The organism is Sutcliffiella horikoshii, from assembly GCF_002157855.1.
Taxonomy (GTDB): domain Bacteria; phylum Bacillota; class Bacilli; order Bacillales; family Bacillaceae_I; genus Sutcliffiella_A; species Sutcliffiella_A horikoshii_C.
Genome location: NZ_CP020880.1, coordinates 1,849,749 through 1,871,734, shown reverse-complemented (window position 1 = coordinate 1,871,734; position 21,986 = coordinate 1,849,749). Strand labels below are relative to the sequence as shown.

At 42.3% G+C, this 21,986-nt stretch carries 18 protein-coding genes; 2 read left to right on the top strand and 16 right to left on the bottom strand.

Features of this window, described 5'->3' with window-relative positions:
* Nucleotides 1–8 precede the first annotated feature (8 nt).
* The 3 genes from remA to B4U37_RS09675 form a co-directional block, all read right to left on the bottom strand.
* Nucleotides 9–272 (bottom strand): extracellular matrix/biofilm regulator RemA, encoded by a 264-nt coding sequence (gene remA, locus B4U37_RS09685; RefSeq protein WP_010193107.1) that lies wholly within the window; start codon nt 270–272, stop codon nt 9–11.
* A 60-nt stretch (nt 273–332) separates the two neighbouring features.
* Nucleotides 333–1,208: a YicC/YloC family endoribonuclease gene (locus B4U37_RS09680; protein WP_088018070.1), complete on the bottom strand. Its 876-nt coding sequence runs from the start codon at nt 1,206–1,208 to the stop codon at nt 333–335.
* Between the two features lie 192 nt (nt 1,209–1,400).
* On the bottom strand, nt 1,401–4,088 hold the full coding sequence (locus B4U37_RS09675) for a calcium-translocating P-type ATPase, SERCA-type (protein WP_088018069.1): 2,688 nt from the start codon (nt 4,086–4,088) through the stop codon (nt 1,401–1,403).
* 159 nt (nt 4,089–4,247) lie between these two features.
* Between B4U37_RS09675 and B4U37_RS09670 the strand changes: the two genes are divergently transcribed.
* The gene (locus B4U37_RS09670; protein ID WP_088018068.1) at nt 4,248–5,951 is read left to right on the top strand and encodes an Rqc2 family fibronectin-binding protein; all 1,704 of its coding nucleotides are present in this window, start codon (nt 4,248–4,250) and stop codon (nt 5,949–5,951) included.
* Between the two features lie 168 nt (nt 5,952–6,119).
* Complete coding sequence (locus B4U37_RS09665) at nt 6,120–6,887, top strand: SurA N-terminal domain-containing protein (protein ID WP_157663759.1); 768 nt, start codon at nt 6,120–6,122, stop codon at nt 6,885–6,887.
* Here the strand turns inward: B4U37_RS09665 and B4U37_RS09660 are convergent.
* The 13 genes from B4U37_RS09660 to lspA form a co-directional block, all read right to left on the bottom strand.
* Entirely contained in the window at nt 6,879–7,916 is a 1,038-nt protein-coding gene (locus B4U37_RS09660) for a nuclease-related domain-containing protein (protein WP_088018066.1), read from the bottom strand. The two genes, B4U37_RS09665 and B4U37_RS09660, sit on opposite strands and share 9 nt — an antisense overlap.
* A gap of 636 nt (nt 7,917–8,552) precedes the next feature.
* Nucleotides 8,553–9,185, bottom strand: a complete 633-nt coding sequence (gene pyrE / locus B4U37_RS09655; protein ID WP_088020230.1) for an orotate phosphoribosyltransferase — start codon at nt 9,183–9,185, stop codon at nt 8,553–8,555.
* Nucleotides 9,186–9,193: 8 nt separating this feature from the next.
* Complete coding sequence (pyrF, locus tag B4U37_RS09650) at nt 9,194–9,907, bottom strand: orotidine-5'-phosphate decarboxylase (protein ID WP_088018065.1); 714 nt, start codon at nt 9,905–9,907, stop codon at nt 9,194–9,196.
* Nucleotides 9,879–10,820, bottom strand: a complete 942-nt coding sequence (locus tag B4U37_RS09645) for a dihydroorotate dehydrogenase (RefSeq protein WP_088018064.1) — start codon at nt 10,818–10,820, stop codon at nt 9,879–9,881. The genes pyrF and B4U37_RS09645 overlap by 29 nt, the downstream gene beginning before the upstream one ends.
* Nucleotides 10,817–11,593, bottom strand: coding sequence for a dihydroorotate dehydrogenase electron transfer subunit (locus B4U37_RS09640; RefSeq protein ID WP_088018063.1), 777 nt, complete (start codon nt 11,591–11,593; stop codon nt 10,817–10,819). The genes B4U37_RS09645 and B4U37_RS09640 overlap by 4 nt, the downstream gene beginning before the upstream one ends.
* Nucleotides 11,593–14,808, bottom strand: coding sequence for a carbamoyl-phosphate synthase large subunit (gene carB, locus B4U37_RS09635; protein WP_088018062.1), 3,216 nt, complete (start codon nt 14,806–14,808; stop codon nt 11,593–11,595). Before carB ends, B4U37_RS09640 begins: the two co-directional genes overlap by 1 nt.
* A complete protein-coding gene (locus B4U37_RS09630) occupies nt 14,793–15,890 on the bottom strand; it encodes a carbamoyl phosphate synthase small subunit (protein WP_010193091.1) in 1,098 nt (365 codons plus the stop codon). The genes carB and B4U37_RS09630 overlap by 16 nt, the downstream gene beginning before the upstream one ends.
* A complete protein-coding gene (locus tag B4U37_RS09625; protein ID WP_010193089.1) occupies nt 15,887–17,176 on the bottom strand; it encodes a dihydroorotase in 1,290 nt (429 codons plus the stop codon). Before B4U37_RS09625 ends, B4U37_RS09630 begins: the two co-directional genes overlap by 4 nt.
* Nucleotides 17,142–18,068 (bottom strand): aspartate carbamoyltransferase catalytic subunit, encoded by a 927-nt coding sequence (locus tag B4U37_RS09620; protein WP_088018061.1) that lies wholly within the window; start codon nt 18,066–18,068, stop codon nt 17,142–17,144. The genes B4U37_RS09625 and B4U37_RS09620 overlap by 35 nt, the downstream gene beginning before the upstream one ends.
* Nucleotides 18,069–18,235: 167 nt before the next feature.
* Nucleotides 18,236–19,555, bottom strand: a complete 1,320-nt coding sequence (locus tag B4U37_RS09615; RefSeq protein ID WP_088018060.1) for a solute carrier family 23 protein — start codon at nt 19,553–19,555, stop codon at nt 18,236–18,238.
* 154 nt (nt 19,556–19,709) lie between these two features.
* Nucleotides 19,710–20,252 (bottom strand): bifunctional pyr operon transcriptional regulator/uracil phosphoribosyltransferase PyrR, encoded by a 543-nt coding sequence (gene pyrR / locus B4U37_RS09610; protein WP_088018059.1) that lies wholly within the window; start codon nt 20,250–20,252, stop codon nt 19,710–19,712.
* 207 nt (nt 20,253–20,459) lie between these two features.
* Entirely contained in the window at nt 20,460–21,374 is a 915-nt protein-coding gene (locus B4U37_RS09605; RefSeq protein WP_088018058.1) for an RluA family pseudouridine synthase, read from the bottom strand.
* Nucleotides 21,371–21,838, bottom strand: coding sequence for a signal peptidase II (gene lspA, locus B4U37_RS09600; protein ID WP_010193082.1), 468 nt, complete (start codon nt 21,836–21,838; stop codon nt 21,371–21,373). Before lspA ends, B4U37_RS09605 begins: the two co-directional genes overlap by 4 nt.
* Nucleotides 21,839–21,986 lie beyond the last annotated feature (148 nt).

Genomic DNA, 21,986 nt, shown 5'->3' with positions numbered 1-21,986 from the left:
ACAAATACCTACCCTTCATCAGACATATCATCTTTATTTACCAAGCGTTGTGCCACTGTTTCAGGTTGCACCGCCGATAAGATAACATGATCGCTATCCATTATTAGTACTGCTCTTGTGCGTCTTCCATAGGTTGCATCTATTAACATACCCTGATCCCTTGCATCTTGGATGATTCTTTTGATCGGAGCAGATTCAGGACTAACAATAGATATGATACGATTTGCTGATACGATATTACCAAAGCCAATATTAATCAACTTTATGCTCATGGTTCCCACCTCTAGTTACAAACTCTATTCTAACCGTGTTCACAGGTTAGTAATCAATGATTATTCAATGTTTTGCACCTGTTCTTTAATTTTTTCCAGGCAAGCTTTCATCTCGACTACCAGATTTGCGATATTTGCGTCGTTCGCCTTGGATCCGATGGTATTCACTTCCCTGTTCAATTCCTGAACAAGAAAATCAAGCTTCCTGCCTACAGGATCTGCAGATTGCAAGGTTTGAGTGAATTGACCAAGGTGGCTGTTAATTCTTTTTAACTCTTCGTTAATGTCAGCCTTATCAGCAAAAATAGCGGCTTCTGCCAGTATACGTTGTTCATCGATCTGGGAACCTAAATATTCCTTCAGTTTTTTCTCCAAACGCAACCGATACGCTTCCACAACGGTCGGACCGAGTTTTGCAAGCTGCTCCGACATGTTTTCGATAAAAGTTAGATGGGTGATAATATCCTTTTGCAACTGATCGCCTTCAGCCTTTCGCATGGCAACCAATTGCTTGGACGCTAAATGGACTTGGTCTAGCAATATTTCTTCTATTGCTTCCATCCCTGTTTGTGTTTCCATGATGGTAAACACATTTTCTAATTTAAGTATATCATTAATCTCAATGGAACCGGAAATTTGGTATCTATCTTTTACCTTATGTATAGAATCTATGTATGCCGAAAGAAGCTCCCAATCCACATTCAAATGCTTATCATGTATGTCTTGGCCCTCAATCGTAATGAACATTTCTATTCTTCCTCTTTGCAAATAAGAGTGAACGACTTTTTTCATTTTCTCTTCCATTGCTAGGAACTGCTTAGGCATCCGGATATTAATCTCACAAAAGCGATGGTTGACAGATTTCATCTCGACAAGAATCTGATAGGAACCTTGTTTTGCTTCTGCCCGGCCAAAGCCTGTCATACTTTTCACCATATTATACTCACTTCCGTTCTTAAGTATAGAAAAGAGCCGGAAAACTGGCCATTCTTGATGCTAAGCAACCACTATATTAGCATTGTTTCCCCTAATTTGAAAGCTATTTTTACAGAAATTTAAGAGGTATCTTCATTGTTGGCGGGAAAAGAAGAAAAGGCAATAGAGTACACCTCTACTACCTTTAATAAATTATACCATATTCTTTTTTGCTTTTCCCGTGAAAAGGGTTCCCACCAACAAAAAGGTCGGTAACGATGCCATCCCAATAATCAATAACCACTCTTTCGGAGCAAGTGCCACTGTGTGGAAAATTCCTTGTAAAGGTGGATAGTAAATTACGATCAGCATTAAAATGATACTGGAGACTACTGCGCCGACAAGATACATGTTCTGAAACGGGTTACGATGGAAAATAGATCTATCGCTTCGGCAATCAAACACATGTATAAGCTGCGCCATGACAAGAGTTGCAAATGCCACTGTTTGCGCATAGATGAGGTTATCTGGATGTTGTTTGTATACAATGATGAATGCAAGGAGCGTGGCAATTCCAATCAGAAAACCGCGCGAGACAATTTTCCACCAAAGTCCTCTGGCAAACACACCTTCCTTTGGATGCCTTGGCTTACGCTTCATGACATCCCCTTCGGCTTGATCTAGTCCAAGCGCCATTGCCGGCAAGCCATCCGTTACAAGGTTCACCCACAAGATTTGAATCGGAACAAGTGGGAGCGGCAAAGCCAATAACATCGCAAACAGCATCACAAGAATTTCCCCTACATTCGAAGCCAATAAATATCGGATGAACTTCCTTATGTTCTCATAAATGTTACGCCCTTCTTTAATGGCTGACTTAATAGTGGCGAAATTGTCATCCAATAATACAAGTGAACTTGCTTCCTTCGCAACATCCGTTCCGGTAATCCCCATCGCAATACCAATGTCAGAAGCTTTTATTGCAGGGGCATCATTCACTCCATCTCCTGTCATGGCGACAATATGACCTTTTTTCTGCAGTGCTTTTACGATGGAAAGTTTGTGTTGAGGAGATACCCTGGCAAACACATATACGTTATCCACCATGTCTTCCAACTCTTCTTGACTCATCTTTTGAAGTGTTTTTCCTTCCAGCACCTTTCCTCCCATTGGAAGGATGCCAATTTCGGCTGCAATCGCTTTTGCCGTGACAATATGATCCCCTGTGATCATCACTGTCCTGATTCCTGCTTCTTTACATTCACGGACTGCCTGTTTTACTTCTGGGCGAGGTGGATCAATCATCCCTTGAATTCCAATAAAGACAAGGTCTTTTTCGATCTCCCTTTCCTGCATGCCATCGTGAAAGTTGGTAATCGGTTTAAAAGCCACCGCGATATTTCTCAAAGCCTGTGAAGCCAGGGTATGGACCATATCTGCTACAACCTTTTCATATTTGGAAGAAAACAATTCGCGCTTTCCTTCCCATAATAAAGAGTCACTCACATTTGTGATGACATCCGGAGCACCCTTCGTGATGACAAACAATTTCCCTTGCTTATCTTTCACGACAACACTCATCATCTTTCTCTCCGAATCAAACGGGTACTCTTTTACAATCTGAAACTCACTTAGTAAGCCATCCCGAGTAAACCCAGCCTTCATGGCTGCAACAGCAAGTGCCCCTTCTGTCGGGTCTCCATCAAGGATGTATTGATTTTTTTTCTGGATTATATTGGCGTGATTACATAGAAGACCGAATGTCAGCAATTGATGCAAGGATTTATTTTTAATGTTGCTTTCAGTGCCTTCTGAAATAAATTCCCCTTTCGGTTCATAACCATTACCGCTCACATTCCAAGTGGTTCCACCAGACCAAACATGCGTAACGGTCATTTTGTTTTGCGTCAGCGTTCCTGTTTTGTCGGAACAAATAACAGAAGCACACCCTAGCGTCTCTACTGCAGGAAGCTTTCTGACAATGGATTTCTTTTTGATCATCCGCTGAACCCCAAGCGAAAGTGCAACGGTCACAATAGCCGGCAATCCTTCTGGAATGGCCGCAACCGCCAAAGAGACTCCAGCTAAGAACATTTCATATAGACTGTGGCCTTGCAGAACTCCAACCACAACCACTAGCATTGTCAATATCAACGCAACGGTTATCAGAATCTTCCCGAGCTGCTCTAATTTCCGCTGCAACGGAGTAATGGTTGTCTCAGCAGTCTGCAATAGGTCGGCAATTTGTCCCATTGCAGTATTCATACCAGTTGCAACTACGACACCCACTCCTGTACCACGGGTCACAAGCGTCCCCATAAAGGCCATATTTTCCTGATCTCCAATGGATATATCCGAGCCATGTACAGGTTTATCACTTTTTACAGCTGGAACGGATTCCCCTGTTAAAGCAGACTCCTCAATTTCAAGGGAACTGGCCTGTACAATTCGAAGATCCGCCCCTATACGGTCTCCACTCCCAAATTTGATAATATCCCCTACCACTATTTCTCTTGAGGCCACTTTTCGCCATTCTTTTTCTCGAAGAACCGTTACTTGTGGTGCCGAGAGTTCTTTTAATGCCTGTAAGGACTTTTCTGCTTTTCGTTCCTGGAAAAATCCTAAAAATGCATTAATGATCACAATGGCAATAATGGCAACTGCATCGATGTATTCCCCAAGCAAACCGGATATCAGTGTTGCAGCAAGCAACACCACCACCATAAAATCTTTAAATTGCTCTAAAAACACTAAAAAGGCGTTCGGTCTCTCCGCCTCCTGAAGTTCATTCGTCCCATATTGCAACAGACGATTTTTTGCTTCTGATTCACTTAAGCCCGCTTCAAAATCGGAATTGATCTGTTCTTCGACTTCTTCTGCTCTCATTTCATGCCATTTCATCTGTTCCACCTCACAACCTTTGCACAAAATCTATCTAAGAAAGTCTATTCGGACTCGTCCAAAAAAATGATATACTTTTTGGGTGTTATCAAGATTGTTAAGATATAATGATAAAAGAGAAATTTATTAGTTTTGTAATTAGAAGGGAAGTTTACATATATGAGTTTTGACGGTATTTTTACATACGCAATGACCGCGGAGTTGAAGGAAAAGCTAGAAAGCGGGAGAATCACGAAAATCTATCAGCCCTATAAAAATGAGCTTATATTAACCATTCGCTCTGGAAGAACCAATCATAAGCTGCTAATTAGTGCGCACCCAAGCTATGCAAGAATGCATTTGACAGAGGAATCCTATGATAATCCTTCAGAGCCACCGATGTTTTGCATGCTGCTTAGAAAGCATTTAGAGGGCAGTATCATCACCCAGATCCACCAAATTGAGATGGACCGAATCATCGTTTTTGATGTGAAAGCACGAAATGAAATTGGGGATGTTTCTTATAAACAGCTTATCGTAGAAATTATGGGACGCCATTCGAACATCATTTTTGTAGATAAAGAAAAGCAGATGATTTTAGACAGCATCAAACATGTCCCAATGGCACAAAACAGACATCGCAGCCTGACACCTGGCCAGATCTATGTACTGCCGCCTGTTCAGGATAAACTTAATCCACTTGAAGCTACCGAAGAAACCGTACAAAGAAAACTTGATTATATCGGAGGAAGACTTGATAAACAGTTAGTAAACACTTTTGCCGGAATTTCTCCTTTGTTTGCTAAAGAAGCTGTTTTCAGAGCTGGTCTTGCCAATAGGGACACTTTACCGAAGAGCTTTATGACTTTAGTGGGAAAAATAAAAGCTTTGGACCTCTCCCCTCAAATCATCACAGATGGAAACAAAGAGGTATTTTACTTAGTTGATTTGGAACACATTAAAGGGGAAAGCAAATCTTTCTCCACGCTCAGCGAAACCCTTGATCGCTTCTACTTCGGGAAAGCCTCAAGAGACAGAGTCAAACAGCAAGCAAATGACTTGGAGAGATTTATCTCAAATGAAATTCAAAAAAATGAAAAGAAAATTGTGAAACTAGAGAAGACGTTAGACGATGCCAGGGACGCTGAAAAATTCCAACTTTACGGAGAACTTTTGACCGCCAACCTCTATCAGATATCACGGGGAGATACTGAAGTAACTGTGGTGAATTATTATGATGAGAATGCCGGAACCATCACCATTACACTGGATCCGCAGCGTTCCCCTTCAAGTAATGCACAACGCTACTTTAACAAATATCAAAAAGCGAAAAACTCACTAGCTATCGTGCAGGAACAAATCGAAAAAGCCAAGTCGGAAATTCAATATTTCGAAATGCTGAACCAACAAGTAGAAACCGCTTCTCCAAAGGATATCCAGGAAATCCGGGAAGAACTGATGGAAGAAGGCTATTTGCGCATGAAGCAAAAGCGCAAAAAACTTAAACCTCAAAAGCCTGTTCTTGAAACTTACACGTCAAGTGACGGCACAGAGATTCTAGTCGGAAAAAACAACAAACAGAATGATCACCTGACAAACCGTGTTGCACGCAGGGATGATGTATGGCTGCATACAAAGGACATCCCTGGGTCTCATGTTGTCATTAGAAGTGATGAGCCTTCTGAAGAGACCATCAAAGAAGCAGCGACCATCGCTGCCTATTTCAGTAAAGCGCGCCATTCCGGTTCTGTACCGGTTGATTATACAAAAGTAAGGCATGTAAAAAAACCGTCCGGCTCCAAACCGGGTTTTGTCATCTACGAACAACAACAGACTGTTTATGTGACACCGGATGAGGAAATGATTATTGGATTGAGGAAATAGGTAAGAGCACCTGCTTGTATTGCGGGTGCTTTTCTCTTGAATTAGTTTAAATATAATCACAATTCAGGTTTATTTTAACAAAAAGAAGGGTAATTATTTGCTTCCTCATAAAAACCATGTTTAAATGGAAAAATAGTTTCAAATGTTTTTTAAATGGAGGGTAACAACATGAAAAAGAAATTGACGATGTTTCTAGTAGCAATGTTAACAGCTGTTCTATTAGCTGCATGCGGTTCTGATGGTAACAATGCTTCTAAAGAAGGAAATGAAAACAAAGAAGCTCAAGAAGGACAAGAAGGACAAGAACAACAAACTCCTGAAGTCGAAGAAGTGGATCCTGAAAAAGTTGTGGCCAAAGTTAACGGTCAGGAAATCAAAGGCCAGGAATATAATGAAATGCTTCAACAAACTCAAATGATGATGATGCAGTTTGGTCAAGGCGGAGACGCTAAAGCGATGAAAGACCAAACATTAAACGCATTGATCGATCAACAAATTCTTTCTCAAGAAGTAGAAAGCAAAGGCTATAAAACAAGCGAAAAAGAAATTGAAGATTACATCAAGGACATCAAAGCTAATTACGAAAGCGAAGAAAAATTCGAAGAGGCTCTAGAAGAAAGCCCACTGACAATGGAAACTTTGAAGGCTCAAATCTCTGAAGAACTAGCTCTTCAAAAATACATGGAAAAAGAATTCCCTGAAACAAAAGTAACGGACGAGCAGATTAAAGAATACTATAACCAAGCAAAAGAGCAAAATGAAGCTCAACAAGCTGAAGCTCCTGAAGGAGAAGAAGCGCCTGCAAACGAATTCCCAGAACTTGCGGAAGTGGAAGACCAAATTCGCGGTCAACTTGAACAAGAAGAAACACAAAAGAAACTACAAACTCTTGTAGAAGATCTTAAAAAAGACAGCGAAATTGAAAAGCTAATCTAATATGATGAAGTGAACAAACGCACCCTCTGAACTGGGTGCGTTTTGTTGTTTTCGGAGACTTTCTAGGCAATATCTAGAGTTGTAAGTGGTTCCGATTCGATTGAGTGATAACTCTTTTAACATTCTTCTTACACTACGTACGTTATTTATGTGTAAAATTCTGCACATTTCTCTAATTGAAATGTTTGTACCAAATAAAAAAGAATAATCAATCAGGGTTTGAGTGTGAGCATTCTTTGATTGGTGTTTGCAATTAGGGCAGCTCCATTTTCTTGGATGCTTCTCCATAGCCAGTTTGTTGCAATCAGGGCAAGCAACACCTGTCATTATCTCTGTAGGATCTATATCGAACTCTTTGAGGATATTTATGTTTCTTAGAGCATGATGTTTGGTAATCAGTAAGGATATTTCTTTTGGGGAATATATGGTGGAGCGGGTTTGCTGCTGGTTGGCTTGAATGTCGTTGATTTTGATTGTCAGTGCAGGGCTTCTCACCACGAATTCTTGTACTAGGGCTGGGTTGGAAAGTGCTTTTACAATAGCATTTTGGTTTGTCACACCTACAAAACAATACCCTGGGTACCCTTCTATCCCTTGGTTTTCTAACCACCGCTTAAATTGATTATATTGCATTTTCACTTGGAGGATCGGCTCTTGCCTAGAAATCTCATGATTTAAATCTTCTTTCTTAATTTGAATGAGTTGTTGGTAATCCGGATCAAAAAGAAGTGTTCCAGTTAAGTGTTTGGTTTCTAAGAGGATAAAAAATGAAGGAAACAGTAGAAGAGTATCCATTTGGAAATGATGATTATTAAGGAGTAGCCTTGCCCCTTTTACTATTATACAATCTTGAATTCCACTTGATTGCGACAAATAATAATCTATGGAGTTTTCACCAAAGTCTCCAGAACGTCTTTTGCCTAATTCACTCTCAATCTGGGGGTATTTTTCATGTTGAGGTGACAGCCTTCTATGTAAGGCATCAAGCTTACATTGCATGATAGAACGACGGTATGTTTGTTTATTCAATACTTCACACCTTTCTTTTTTTGTTTAGTTACATATTTCGACATTTATTGGTGGGTTCCCTGCTTTATTTAGAGATTTTTTGGATTTTTCAATTCTAATTATTGGGTTTACTGGACTGGTTGGGGTTCTTCGTGGAGGTTCTACAGTTAAATCCCAACCTTCTACCACTATTGGTGTGACCTTCTACATTTCCCGGATCCGCTTGTACATTTCCCAGTCGTCCTTCGACACTTAAACTCTCATATTCTACACTTTTGCTTTTCAGCTACCTAATTTCAAAAGTAGGTAACCTTCTAATTTTTTGTGACTCCGACAAGCTTCTCGCAAAGGAATGGGACCTCACGCTTGGGACATCAGGGGAGTCCCATGTTTTCAACAGCAACCTTCCTCCCTTCAATTCCACCTTCTACATTTAAATCGCAACCTTCTATCACTTTTGGTGCGACCTTCTACATTTCCCGGATCCGCTTGTACATTTCCCAACCTCCCTACTACCTCTAAACTCTCATATTCTACATTTTTGCAACTTCATCTACCTAATTCTAAAAAGTAGGTAATCTTCTATTCCATTAATCTAACCCCAACACAAAAAATCCCCCAGACCACATCCGTCTGAGGGAACCTCAAAAACAATCCTTAAAACTCCATCCAAGTCTCGCTTGTCGGGTTCTCCACCCACTTCGAAAGCTTCTTGCGGTCACCTTCTCCAATGTATTCCTTTTCAATCGCAACATCCATCAAAGTCTGATAATCACACAATGCATGGGCTTCAATCTCGTAATTGGATAAATTATCATCGGCTACTTCCAGACCGTATGTAAAAATGGCGACCACACCAAGCACTTCGCATCCGGCTTCTCTTAGTGCGTCAACTGCCGCGATGGCACTCCCGCCTGTGGAAATCAAATCTTCCACGACAACTACCTTCTGCCCGGCTTCTACTCTTCCTTCAATTTGATTTCCTTTTCCATGTGCTTTCGCCTTGCTTCGAACATAGCACATCGGCAGGTTCAGTTCATTGCTCACTAATGCAGCATGTGGAATGCCTGCTGTCGCTGTGCCTGCTACCACCTGCACATTAGGAAACTTTGAAACAATCAATCGTGACAAAGATTCAGAAATGTTTTTTCTAACTCGTGGATAAGAAATGGTCAAACGGTTGTCACAATAAATAGGTGATTTAATTCCTGAAGACCATGTAAAAGGGTCATTGGGTTGGAAAAATACCGCTTTAATTTCCAATAAATCTTCTGCCACTGTTCTGTTCATAAGCTCGTTCATCCTATCTCCACTCCCTGCCATTGTTGTAAGATTGCTTCATAAGCCTTGCGTGGGTCGTTAGCACGGGTGATGCTGCGCCCTACCACGATTTCTGTTGCGCCAAACTTACGGGCCTCCATTGGAGTAACCACTCGCTTCTGGTCATCCACACTGTCTTCTTTTAATCGAATCCCTGGTGTCACTTTTTTGAATTCCGCTCCCAAGGCATCACGCAGCATGGTTGCTTCTAGCGACGAACATACCACTCCATCCAAACCGGATTCAAATGCATTCCGTGCATAGTGCAGAACTACTTCATCAAGCGAAGCACTAATCTTAAGGTCCTTTTGCATGCGTTTTTCCGTCATACTAGTAAGCTGAGTGACAGCTATCAAGTTTGGGCGTCGTTCACCCGCCCCCTCCATCAAACCTTCCAACCCGGCCTTCATCATTTCTTTGCCACCAGCAGCATGGAGATTGGTCATCGTCACTCCTAGCTTACCAAGACCTTTCATTGCTTGATAAACGGTATGGGGTATATCGTGAAGCTTCAAATCAAGAAATACATCGTGACCTTCTGCAACTAGATATTCAACAATCCCAGGCCCTTCTTGGTAAAACAGTTCCATTCCTACTTTTACATACAATTTCTCCTTACCGAATTGAGAAAGAAACCTCAAGACTTCCTCTCTTCCAGGAAAATCAAGTGCGACTATAAGCGATTTTTGCATGCTGCTTCCAGCTCCTTCCGATACACTCTGAAATATGCTCAAATCCTAATTCGTGCATTTTATAAGGAAGTTCTTCGATGATGGTAGGACATATGAATGGATCCACAAAATTTGCGGTTCCGACTGCAACGGCACTTGCGCCTGCAAAGAGGTACTCTAAAACGTCTTCGGCAGATTGTACCCCTCCCATACCAATGATCGGGATGGAAACCTTTTGGCTGACTTCATGAATCATACGTATTGCTACCGGCTTGATTGCAGGACCGGATAATCCACCTGTACCGTTTGCCAGTACAGGTCGTCCTGTTTTCAAATCGATTCTCATTCCGAGCAATGTGTTGATCATCGTCAATCCATCGGCTCCAGCCTGCTCAATAGCCACAGCAATCTCTGAAATGTTTGCAACGTTTGGGGACAATTTTACGTAAACCGGCACTTCTGAAACTTCCTTTACTGCCTTCGTTACTTCAAAGGCTACTGCAGGGTCCGTTCCAAACGCGATCCCTCCTGTTTTTACGTTGGGACAGGATATGTTTAATTCCAGTGCATGGACATTTGGGGCCGCGGAAATTTCTTTTGCCACCTTGACGTAGTCTTCAATTAAGGAACCTGCAACATTAGCAATGATGGGAACATTGTAGTTCGCTAAGAATGGTAGCTCTTCAGAAAGAACTTTTTCTAATCCGGGGTTTTGCAAGCCGATTGCATTCAGCATCCCCGCATTCGTTTCGGCCACTCTTGGGGTCGGATTACCAAATCTAGGCTCTGCAGTGGTGGCTTTAATCATGATTGCTCCAAGTACATTCAAGTCATAGAGCTTGGCATACTCTCTGCCAAACCCAAAGCATCCGGATGCAGGCATAATTGGATTCTTCAAGTCTAGTCCAGGTAATTTGATAGATAAGCAACTCATAGTACAACCTCCCCTGCTCGGAATACCGGACCATCTGTACAAACTTTTTTGTAAGAATACCCTTCTGGATCATTTTGAAGATGGCAGACACAAGCAAAGCAAGCGCCGATGCCACAGCCCATCCGCTCTTCAAGAGAGAGGTAGACGTTTTTATCAGGATATAAGTTTTCAAGTGCGCCAAGCATCGGGGTTGGTCCGCATGCAAAAAGTGTCGTGAAAGGTGGTTGAATCTCCTCTAGCACATTTGTCACGAAGCCTTCTGTACCGTAAGTCCCATCAACCGTCGCCACATAAGTGTCGCCAAAGTATGCAAATTCATTTTTATAAAAAACGTCTTCTTTTGATTGAAAGCCAAGTACGTGGGTGGTACTTACTCCTCTGCGGTTTAATTGTTTGGTCAGCTCTAGCAGTGGAGGGACACCGATTCCTCCCCCAACAATCAATGCATGATCGCCGCGTTGTAATTCATCCACAGTAAAACCGTTCCCGAGCGGGCCTAATACGTCCAGCTTTTCACCGGGCTGTTTCAAAGCCAAAAGCATCGTTCCTTTTCCCTCAGCCCTGTAGGTGATCTTACATTGTCTATTCTCTTTATCGATGCAAGAGATACTGATCGGACGCCTTAAAAGGGTGTCAAATCCTTCTGTCACACGGATATGAACGAACTGACCAGGGGAACTCATCAGATCGACGAGTTCTCCTTCTAACGTCATTTCATAGATGTTACGCGCAATATTAGTTTGAGAGATGATGGTCATCCAAGCTTTTTTCATTAGCTGTACACCGCCTCTTTTTCTGTGCTTTCTAACGTTTCAATCGATTCGATGGAGAAAGTCATCGATTCTAGTACTCTCAGGATTGCTTTTGCTGTATCAAGTGAAGTCAAGCAAGGGATCCCGTTTTCCACTGACTCTCGGCGGATTCTGAATCCGTCTCGTGCTGGCTGCTTTCCTTTTGTCAACGTGTTGATAACAAATTGTGCTTGCCCTTTTCTGATCACATCAATCAGGTTTGGTGATTCTCCACCAATTTTATTAACAACCGTTACCGGGATGTCCGACTCGCCAAAGAACTCGGCAGTTCCGGCTGTTGCCAAAAGTTTATACCCGATACGGTGGAATCTTTTTGCCAGTTGAAGTGCTTCTTCTTTATCCTTGTCGGCAATGGTGAACAACACAGAGCCGTAAGTTTTAATGGATATTCCTGATGCGACGAGACCTTTATATAGTGCTTTTTCAAGAGTAATGTCTTTCCCCATGACTTCCCCAGTAGATTTCATTTCTGGTCCAAGCGTGATGTCGACATTCCGTAGTTTTGCAAATGAGAACACCGGCACTTTCACGAAAACTCCTTTTGTTTCTGGTTGAAGTCCAGAACCGTAGCCCTGAGCTGCAAGACTTTCTCCCAAGATAATCTTGGTTGCTACTTTGGCCATCGGCACATGGGTTATTTTGCTTAAGAATGGAACGGTACGGCTTGATCTTGGGTTTACTTCGATTACATAGACTTCCTCTTTATAGATGACAAATTGAATGTTTAGTAATCCAATAATGTTCAGGCCTTGTGCCAACCTTCTTGTATAGTCGATGATTTGTTCTTTAATAGCCTCACTCAATGTTTGCGGAGGATAAACCGCAATTGAGTCACCTGAGTGAACACCGGCGCGTTCGATATGCTCCATGATTCCTGGAATGAATACATCTTTTCCATCTGAGATCGCATCAACTTCAATCTCTTTACCTGTCATGTATTTATCAATCAGTACAGGATGTTCAGGGTTAATTTTTACCGCGTTTTTCATATAGTGTAAAAGTTCTTCCGACTTGTAGACGATTTCCATCGCACGACCGCCCAGGACATAGGATGGACGCACAAGCACTGGGTAGCCGATTCCCTCGGCAATTGCAATTGCCTCTTGGATAGAGATGGCTGTTTTCCCTTTAGGTTGTGGTATTTCAAGGGTGTTTAAAGTTTGTTCGAATTTATCTCGGTTTTCTGCACGATCTAAATCTTCTAATGTAGTACCAAGTATCTTTACTCCTCTTGCTTCTAATTCCGCTGCAAGGTTGATTGCCGTTTGGCCGCCAAATTGCACGACGACGCCTTTTGGCTTTTCGAGATTGATGATATTCATGACATCCTCGATTGTTAACGGCTCAAAATAAAGCTTGTCAGAAATACTGAAGTCTGTTGATACTGTTTCTGGGTTGTTGTTGATGATGATTGCTTCATAACCCGCTTCCTTAATGGCCCAAACTGAATGGACTGTTGCATAGTCGAACTCAACTCCCTGGCCGATTCGGATTGGACCAGAGCCCAGTACGACGATGCTTTCTTTTTCGGTAACTTCTGACTCATTCTCATCTTCATACGTCCCATAGTAGTAAGGGGTACTGGATTCAAACTCAGCCGCGCAAGTATCCACCATTTTGTATACAGGTGCTATTGTTTCTTGAAGACGTAGTTCATAGATATCTCTTTCGGTTGTAGACCATAGTTTAGCGATCGTCTCGTCGCTAAATCCCATTTCTTTTGCTTCAATCAACGTGGAGAGGCAACCATTATTGCTAGTGATGAACTCTTCCATCGCCAAAATTTTATGCAACTTTTGCAGGAAAAACAGGTCGATTTCGCACCAGTCATGGATAGTTTGAATGGTAACGCCCCTTCTTATTGCTTCAGCGATATAAAACAATCTTTCATCTCCAGCTTTTCTGATTCTTTTTTCCACTAGTTCATCTGAAAACCCTTCGCTTCCTTCAAGCTCAAGGTAGGAGATGTTGGATTCTAATGAACGAACGGCCTTAAGAAGAGACTCTTCAAACGTCCTTCCGATTGCCATTACTTCTCCGGTTGCTTTCATTTGAGTTCCAAGTCGTCGGTTGGCGGATTCGAACTTATCAAATGGGAACCTAGGGATTTTTGTTACGATATAATCAAGTGCTGGCTCAAAGCATGCATATGTTTTTCCTGTGACAGGGTTCATCATTTCATCGAGCGTCAAACCTACCGCTATTTTCGCTGCAAGCTTCGCAATTGGATAACCTGTTGCCTTAGAAGCAAGTGCAGATGAACGGCTTACCCTCGGGTTTACTTCAATAATGTAGTAGTTGAAACTGTGTGGATCAAGCGCAAGCTGTACGTTACACCCGCCTTCAATTTCCAGGGCACGTATGATTTTCAAGGAGACATTTCGTAACAACTGGTATTCCCTGTCGCTTAGCGTCTGACTTGGTGCGACAACGATGGAGTCTCCGGTATGTACACCAACCGGGTCGATGTTCTCCATGTTGCAGACCACAATTGCATTGTCATTACTGTCACGCATCACTTCGTATTCAATTTCCTTAAATCCTGCGATGCTTTTTTCGAGTAGACATTGTGTTACCGGACTATTTTTCAGACCGCTAGTCACAATCTCAATCAATTCTTCTTCATCCGAACAAATTCCTCCGCCTGTACCGCCAAGCGTATAAGCAGGTCTTACGATTACCGGGTATCCTACTTCTTTTATAAACTCAAAAGCTTCTTCAAGATTTGTAATAATTTCACTTTGTGGGACAGGTTCTCCCAACTCATTCATCAAGGTGCGGAACAGGTCGCGGTCCTCTGCTTTTTGGATGGCAGATAACTTAGTACCAAGAATCTGAACGTTACATTCTTCTAATACACCTGCTTCCGCCAATTCCACAGCAAGGTTCAAACCTGTTTGACCACCAAGAGTTGGAAGGATGGCATCAGGTCGTTCCTTACGAATGATTCTACTCACAAATTCTACGGTTAATGGCTCCATGTATACCTTGTCCGCCATCTCTTGGTCTGTCATGATGGTTGCAGGATTGGAGTTTACTAATATAACGCGGTACCCTTCTTCTCGAAGTGCAATACACGCTTGCGTACCTGCATAATCAAATTCTGCTGCCTGGCCGATCACGATTGGACCGGACCCGATTACTAAGATGGATTGGATGTCTAGACGTTTTGGCATACAAGTTCCTCCTTTTTCGCTTCCTTGATAAGTTCCATGAATTGATCAAATAAGTAGTTTGCATCTTCTGGTCCTGGACTTGCTTCCGGGTGGTATTGGACCGTGAATACTGGATAATCTTTATGTTTGACACCTTCTACCGTACTGTCGTTTAATGCGATATGCGTTACTTCGAGTCTTGTATTCCCTAATGACTCTTCGGTCACGGTGTAGCCATGGTTTTGGGAAGTTAGTGCCACTTTTCCTGTTTTCAAATCTTTCACCGGGTGATTGGATCCTCGATGACCGAATTTCATTTTCTCCGTGTCCGCTCCACATGCAAGGGCAAAAAGCTGGTGTCCAAGGCAGATGCCGAAGACTGGTATTTTTCCAAGCAGGCCTTGAATCATCGTGATGGCTTCAGGTACGTCTTTTGGATCTCCAGGTCCATTGGACAGCATCACACCGTCCGGGCTAAGCTGCATGATTTCTTCTGCAGTGATGTTGTATGGAACCACTACTACGTCACATCCACGTTTGTTCAACTCTCGTAAAATACCATGCTTCATGCCGAAGTCAACGAGTACTACTCTGTAGCCACGCCCAGGACTAGGATAGGCTGTCTTCGTGGACACTTGATGTACCTGGTTGGTGGCAAGCGTTGTCGTTTTCAATTGTTGAATCACTTCTTCGCGATCTACATCAAGTCCGCATAGAGCACCTTTTAATGTTCCATGTTGACGAATGATTCTTGTCAGTTTCCTCGTATCAATACCTGCAATTCCTGGAATGTCTTTCGCTTTGAAAAACTCATCCAGTGTCCATTGATTACGGAAGTTGGAAGGATAATCACTCACTTCTTTTACAATAAATCCGTGGATGGCAGGGTGTATGGATTCAAAATCATCTCTGTTCACACCGTAATTCCCAACCAGCGGGTAAGTCAGAGTCACAAGCTGCCCGCAGTAAGACGGATCAGATAAAATTTCTTGATAACCTGTCATTCCTGTATTAAAAACCACTTCGCCAATAGAGTCCTTTAAGCTGCCAAACGCCTTTCCTACAAAGAAAGTGCCGTCTTCTAAAATTAGTTGTCGATTCATACTTGAACACTACCTTTCTGCCAAACTAGTTTTCCTTCTACTAATGTCATTACTGGCCATCCTTTGCATTCCCAACCTGTGAAAGGTGTGTTTTTTCCTTTAGAAAGGAAGCTCTCTGGATTCACAGTAGAGAAGCTATTTAAATCGATAATGGTAAGGTCTGCTGTAGCTCCTTGTTCTATTATTCCACTTTGCAGTTTGAACACTTCCGCCGGCTTAACAGTCAGCCAATCCAACAGTTGCTTTAGTGTGAATTCCTTAGTTTCCACAAAGTTTGTATAGAGTAACGGAAAGGCAGTTTCTAGTCCTACAATTCCGAATGGTGCCTTTTCCATGCCTTCTGCTTTTTCTTCAGCAGTATGTGGAGCATGATCTGTCGCAATGAAATCAATGGTTCCGTCTAGCAAGCCCTCTATTAGTGCTTCTTGGTCCGCTTTTCCTCTTAATGGCGGATTCATTTTGAAGTTCGGATCAAGTCCCGGAATATCTTCTTCACACAATAGCAGGTGATGCGGGCTGACTTCGGCGGTCACTTTAATTCCAGCTCGCTTTGCGTCCCTTACCACTCTGACCGATTCTTTTGTACTGATATGGCAGACATGATAGTGACATCCTGAAGCTTCCGCAAGCAAAATGTCGCGTGCGATATGAACAGATTCACATACAGATGGAATCCCATTTAACCCATGTTCCTTGGAAAACGTCCCTTCATGGACAGCTCCTTTGTTTATCAGTGTATTTTCTTCACAGTGAGCAACAATCGCCATATCTAGAGCAGCCGCTTGTTTCATTGCTTCAAGCATCTTTGAGGCATCCTGCACGCCAACCCCATCGTCGGTAAAAGCGAATGCCCCCGCTTCTTTTAACTCGGCAAAATTGGTAAGCTCCTGACCAAGCTGCCTTGTCGTGATGCAAGCATATGGAAGGACACGAACACTTGCTGTTTCTGCGATTCTATTGTTCAGCCAATCTAGCTGTTCTTTCGTATCAGGCGTCGGTCTTGTATTAGGCATTGCGCAGATGGTGGTGAAGCCTCCCTTAGCAGCAGCCAACGTTCCTGTTTCAATGGTTTCTTTCTTTTCCCCGCCAGGTTCCCTTAAGTGTACATGTACATCAATAAAACCTGCGGATATAAGATTTCCATCTAGATCGATTACTTCCTTTATCCCTATATCTTCAATGTTGGAGGCGATGCTTTTGATGTATTTACCCTCAATCAGGATATCCACCTTTTCCATTTCACCTTCAGAATTAAGCCATTTCCCATTCTTTAATAATGTTGTCATGCTCTTTTCCTCCTTCATTGTTTGTTAATGCTCTTTTCAGTACAGCCATTCTCATGTATAAGCCATTTTCCATCTGTTTGAAAATTCTTGAGCGCTCGCATTCCACAAGCTCTGAAGCAATTTCCACCCCGCGGTTGATTGGTGCCGGATGCATAATGATGCTATTCGGCTTCATTTCTTTTTCTCGTTGGATTGTCATACCGTACTGCTCATGGTAATCATCCAATCCTGCTTTACCGCTGTGATGCCTTTCATGCTGAATTCTTAAGAGCATCACCACATCACTTGTTTGTATTGCGTCATCCATCGTGATGTAAGCTTCTTTTGGGTAGCTGTTATCCTTCCATTCATCAGGTGCGACAAATCTTACTTTTACACCCAGTCGCTCCAGTACTTGTGCGTTGGATCGAGCCACTCGGCTATGGCGGATATCACCAATGATGGTTATTTTCAAATCCTCGAAGTGCTCAAACTCTTGGTAGATTGTCATCAGATCCAATAACGACTGGGTTGGATGATTGCCACAACCATCGCCTCCGTTGATGATCGCTGCATCGATAGTATGTAACTGATTGAAATATTCCTCTTCAGGATGGCGAACGACAAGTGCACTTACGCCAAGGGACTCTAATGTTTTCGCTGTATCGTACAAGCTTTCACCTTTGTTGACGCTTGATGTGCTCACTTCAAATGGCAGTACTTGAAGACCTAGCCTTCTTTCTGCCACTTCAAAGCTGCATTTCGTTCTGGTACTTGATTCGTAGAAGAGGTTGGCGACGAATGTCTGTTTTTCTGGTGTCCATTGTTTTCCTTGTTGAAATTCTATTGCTTCTACAATCAGTGCCATAATCTCTTCGTTTGCCAAATCACTCATCGTTCGTAAGTGTCTCATTTCCATCCCTCCCATTTCATAAAAAAACACCCTATCCATGTTGCCGGAAGGGTGTTTTGCTCAAACTTAGGTAAACAAGTGGGTAGTACTAGTACTGCCGAATCTTCCTTGTTTACTAAGTGTTCGCCTTGCACCCTTCTCAGCCTCTCTGGACTTCTATTAAAAGGTTAAGCTACTGTATTTTGTTTTTCTTCGTATTTTTTTTGCTCTGTTTTTTCTTGTTCATCTTGTGGCAAGACAAGGTTTAATACCACTCCGATAATAGCTGCCATTGCCATTGCAGGAATTTGGAAGTTATCAATCTTGATGAATGCCCCGCCGATTCCGATGACTGTAATGACAGCCGCAATGATTAAGTTTCTTTTTATATTAAAGTCTACTTTATTATCAATTAACATTCTTAATCCGCTTGATGCGATAATTCCGAAGAGTAGAATGCTTACTCCCCCCATGACTGCACTTGGTACTGTGCTGATCAATGCTGCGATTTTACCGATGAACCCGAATGTGATGGCAATCACTGCCGCTCCTCCGATTACAAACACACTGAACACTCTTGTTATCGCAAGAACACCGATGTTTTCCCCGTATGTTGTATTAGGAGGTCCTCCTAGTACTGCTGCAAGCATCGTTGCTACTCCGTCTCCAAGAATGGAGCGGTGAAGGCCCGGCTTTTGGATGAAAGGTCTGCCTACCACTTTACTTAATACCATTTGATGACCGATATGCTCTGATAAGGTTACAATGGCAACCGGCACCATGATGAAGAAGATCGATGCATTGAAGCTTGGTGTGTAGCTGACAAATGGGATAATAAAGTCTGGTACTTGAATCCAGCTTGCTTCTTTAACAGGTGTTAAGTCAACCAAGCCTGTAAAATAGGCTATCAAGTATCCGGAAACTATTCCGATCAGGATAGGGACCAGGCTGAAGACTCCTTTTAAGAATATGATTGCTCCGATGGTGATGGCTAAAGTGGCCATCGCCACCAGCAAGTGCTTCACGCTGTAGATTAACTCAGATTCCGGCGCTCCCGGGTTTTCATACATGGCCATATCTACCGCCACTCCAGCTAAACCTAAACCGATAACGATGATAATCGGTCCTACTACAACAGGTGGCAAAAGTTTCATAATCCATTGATGTCCAAGTTGTTTGATTAACAATGCAACAATTCCGTATGCTAATCCTGCCATGAAACTTCCGATCATGGCAGCACCAGGCCCGCCAATTTCAGTTGCTAAAACGATTGGTACGATGAAGGCAAAGGATGAACCAAGGTATGCCGGTATTTGCCCTTTGGTAATGAGCAGGTATGCGAGTGTCCCGAGTCCGCTTGATACTAATGCTACTGCTGGACTTAAGCCCACTAAAAGCGGAACGAGGATGGTTGCGCCAAACATTGCGAATAAGTGCTGCAGGCTTAAAATCAACCACTTGGGTTTACTTGGTACTTCGTGTATGTCTAAAACTGGTTTCTCTCTCATAAGGTTAACCTCCCGTATTTTCCCATAAAAAAACTCTTTGTGCAGCGTGATGGCACAAAGAGGTAGAGAGGCTCCAGGAAATCCGCCAGCAGCGGATTCTAAAACCAATTCACCCCTTTGCCAGCCTCACGGGACTGCAATTAAAAGGGTCTATTTATTTATCATGAATGCTTACTTGATCGTTATTATCAATTTCAGATAGTTCCACTACTATCTTTTCATTACTTGCTGTGGGAATATTTTTCCCAACAAAATCCGCTCTAATTGGTAATTCTCTATGACCTCTGTCTACTAGGACTGCAAGCTGGATTTGTGAAGGTCTTCCAAAATCCATCAGAGCGTCCATTCCCGCCCGGACCGTTCTTCCTGTAAACAGGACATCATCTACCAAGATGACTTTTTTATTATTAATGTCCATCGGAATATCAGATCCCTTTACAAGTGGTTCATTATCAGAAGTTTTAGTTGTCAGATCATCTCTATAAAGGGTGATATCCAACTCGCCTACTGCGATATCTTTTTCCTCTATCTGATTGATGCGCTCGGCCAACCTTTTAGCCAAGTGAATTCCTCTTGTTTTAATTCCCACAAGAACGGAGTCTTCCACACCTTTATTGCGTTCGATAATTTCATGAGCAATGCGTGTTAACGCTCTTCTTATTGCCTGCTCGTCTAAAATCAAAGCTTTTTCCGACATTTATTTTCACCCTTTCTTGCCTTTACTTGTAACGAGAAACAAAAAACCTCTCACCGTATGATGAGAGGTTTTTGTACACGAAAATAGAGGGATGGCTATAGATATAGCTGCTCCATTCGCATATGCCGTTACCTTCTCAGCCTCACGGGACTGTCGTTTAAAGGTCTTATTCAACTAGAATGATTATCTCAAAATAATATTAATCTGTCAATGGTTTTTTAAATGTTTTAAAACGCGCTCGAATTCTGGCGGATTAGGCGCCTCAAATTCCATGTACTCTTCCGTACGGGGATGAATAAATCCAAGGATACCTGCATGTAAAGCTTGTCCCTCTATATCGAGTGATTTCTTCGGACCGTATTTCGGGTCACCTGCTAAAGGATAACCAATATATTTCATGTGCACGCGGATTTGATGCGTTCGTCCTGTTTCAAGCTGGCACTCAATGTGCGAAAAGTCTTTGAACCGTTCGATCACGCGGAAGTGTGTCACAGCGTTCCTGCTGTTTTCATTTGTTACTGTCATGGCTTGGCGATCTTTTTTATCACGTCCAATTGGCGCATCTACCGTGCCTACATCATGCGCAATAACACCGTGAACGATTGCCTGGTACTTTCTTGTAACTGTCTTGGCAACTAGTTGATTAACAAGCTTTTCATGAGCAAAATCATTTTTTGCCACCATTAATAACCCTGAAGTGTCCTTGTCAATACGGTGAACAATTCCCGGTCTTAATACACCATTGATACCTGAAAGATCGTTACAATGTGCCATAAGGCCATTCACAAGTGTTCCTGTTGCATGGCCAACAGCAGGGTGAACAACCATCCCGCGAGGTTTATTAACCACAATAACGTCCGCATCTTCGTAGTAAATATCGAGATCCATTTCTTCCGGCACGACATCCAATGCCTCCGGTTCCGGAATGGTGACCGTTATATTATCACCAACACTAAATTTATAATTTGGCTTTGTTTTCTCTCCGTTAACAAGGATTTGCCCCTCTTTGATCCATTGTTGGACCTGTGAACGGGACCACTCTTCATTTTGAGTGGAAAGTACCTTGTCGATACGGTCATTTTTTTGTGATTCATCAATCTGAATCGTCATTGTTTCTGTCATTTTTTTGATAACTCCTTCTCTTTCTTGCCCTCAAGTATCGTTAGGATTAATATAATCCCAACGCCTATTACTAATGCAGAATCGGCTACATTAAAAATAGGGAAATCGTAGGTGAAGATGAATGTGTTGATAAAATCAATTACTTCTTGGTGCAATAAACGATCGATAAAGTTCCCTATCGCGCCACCAAGCATCAGGCTTAATGCAAGTTTCATCCATGGCTGATCTTTTGGAAGCTTTTGCAGGTATACGATAAGTCCAATAACAACACCAACTGTAATAATGTAAAAAAAGTACATCTGGCCTTCAAGTATCCCCCATGCAGCACCTCTGTTGCGGTGGGAAGACAAGTACAAAAAGTTATGTATGATCGGAATGTTTTCTCCAATTTCCATATATCTTACTACCAACCATTTTGTTAGTTGATCGACAATGATAATTCCAAGTGCAATAAGATAATACATCTTAACACGTACCCCCAGGTTTTTATATGTACTTTAGAATTATAGCAAATAGAGGGTGGTAAATAAAGCTGATAGTAAACATTATCCTTACATCGAGAGCGTATGACTACCTGTGACTTTGAATTTTGGGAAACATTGTCCTCATTCT

Excerpts from the sequence above, each read along its gene's own strand:
- carB (WP_088018062.1), bottom strand. The coding sequence starts at position 14,808 with ATGCCAAAACGTCTAGACATCCAATCCATCTTAGTAATCGGGTCCGGT.
- remA (WP_010193107.1), bottom strand. The coding sequence starts at position 272 with ATGAGCATAAAGTTGATTAATATTGGCTTTGGTAATATCGTATCAGCA.
- B4U37_RS09675 (WP_088018069.1), bottom strand. The coding sequence starts at position 4,088 with ATGAAATGGCATGAAATGAGAGCAGAAGAAGTCGAAGAACAGATCAAT.
- B4U37_RS09665 (WP_157663759.1), top strand. The coding sequence starts at position 6,120 with ATGAAAAAGAAATTGACGATGTTTCTAGTAGCAATGTTAACAGCTGTT.
- B4U37_RS09645 (WP_088018064.1), bottom strand. The coding sequence starts at position 10,820 with ATGAGTTGCTTATCTATCAAATTACCTGGACTAGACTTGAAGAATCCA.
- pyrR (WP_088018059.1), bottom strand. The coding sequence starts at position 20,252 with ATGTCGGAAAAAGCTTTGATTTTAGACGAGCAGGCAATAAGAAGAGCG.
- B4U37_RS09630 (WP_010193091.1), bottom strand. The coding sequence starts at position 15,890 with ATGAATCGACAACTAATTTTAGAAGACGGCACTTTCTTTGTAGGAAAG.
- B4U37_RS09640 (WP_088018063.1), bottom strand. The coding sequence starts at position 11,593 with ATGAAAAAAGCTTGGATGACCATCATCTCTCAAACTAATATTGCGCGT.
- B4U37_RS09670 (WP_088018068.1), top strand. The coding sequence starts at position 4,248 with ATGAGTTTTGACGGTATTTTTACATACGCAATGACCGCGGAGTTGAAG.
- lspA (WP_010193082.1), bottom strand. The coding sequence starts at position 21,838 with ATGTATTATCTTATTGCACTTGGAATTATCATTGTCGATCAACTAACA.
- B4U37_RS09620 (WP_088018061.1), bottom strand. The coding sequence starts at position 18,068 with ATGAGACACTTACGAACGATGAGTGATTTGGCAAACGAAGAGATTATG.
- pyrE (WP_088020230.1), bottom strand. The coding sequence starts at position 9,185 with ATGAACAGAACAGTGGCAGAAGATTTATTGGAAATTAAAGCGGTATTT.
- B4U37_RS09680 (WP_088018070.1), bottom strand. The coding sequence starts at position 1,208 with ATGGTGAAAAGTATGACAGGCTTTGGCCGGGCAGAAGCAAAACAAGGT.
- B4U37_RS09605 (WP_088018058.1), bottom strand. The coding sequence starts at position 21,374 with ATGACAGAAACAATGACGATTCAGATTGATGAATCACAAAAAAATGAC.
- B4U37_RS09625 (WP_010193089.1), bottom strand. The coding sequence starts at position 17,176 with ATGACAACATTATTAAAGAATGGGAAATGGCTTAATTCTGAAGGTGAA.
- pyrF (WP_088018065.1), bottom strand. The coding sequence starts at position 9,907 with ATGCAAAAATCGCTTATAGTCGCACTTGATTTTCCTGGAAGAGAGGAA.
- B4U37_RS09615 (WP_088018060.1), bottom strand. The coding sequence starts at position 19,555 with ATGAGAGAGAAACCAGTTTTAGACATACACGAAGTACCAAGTAAACCC.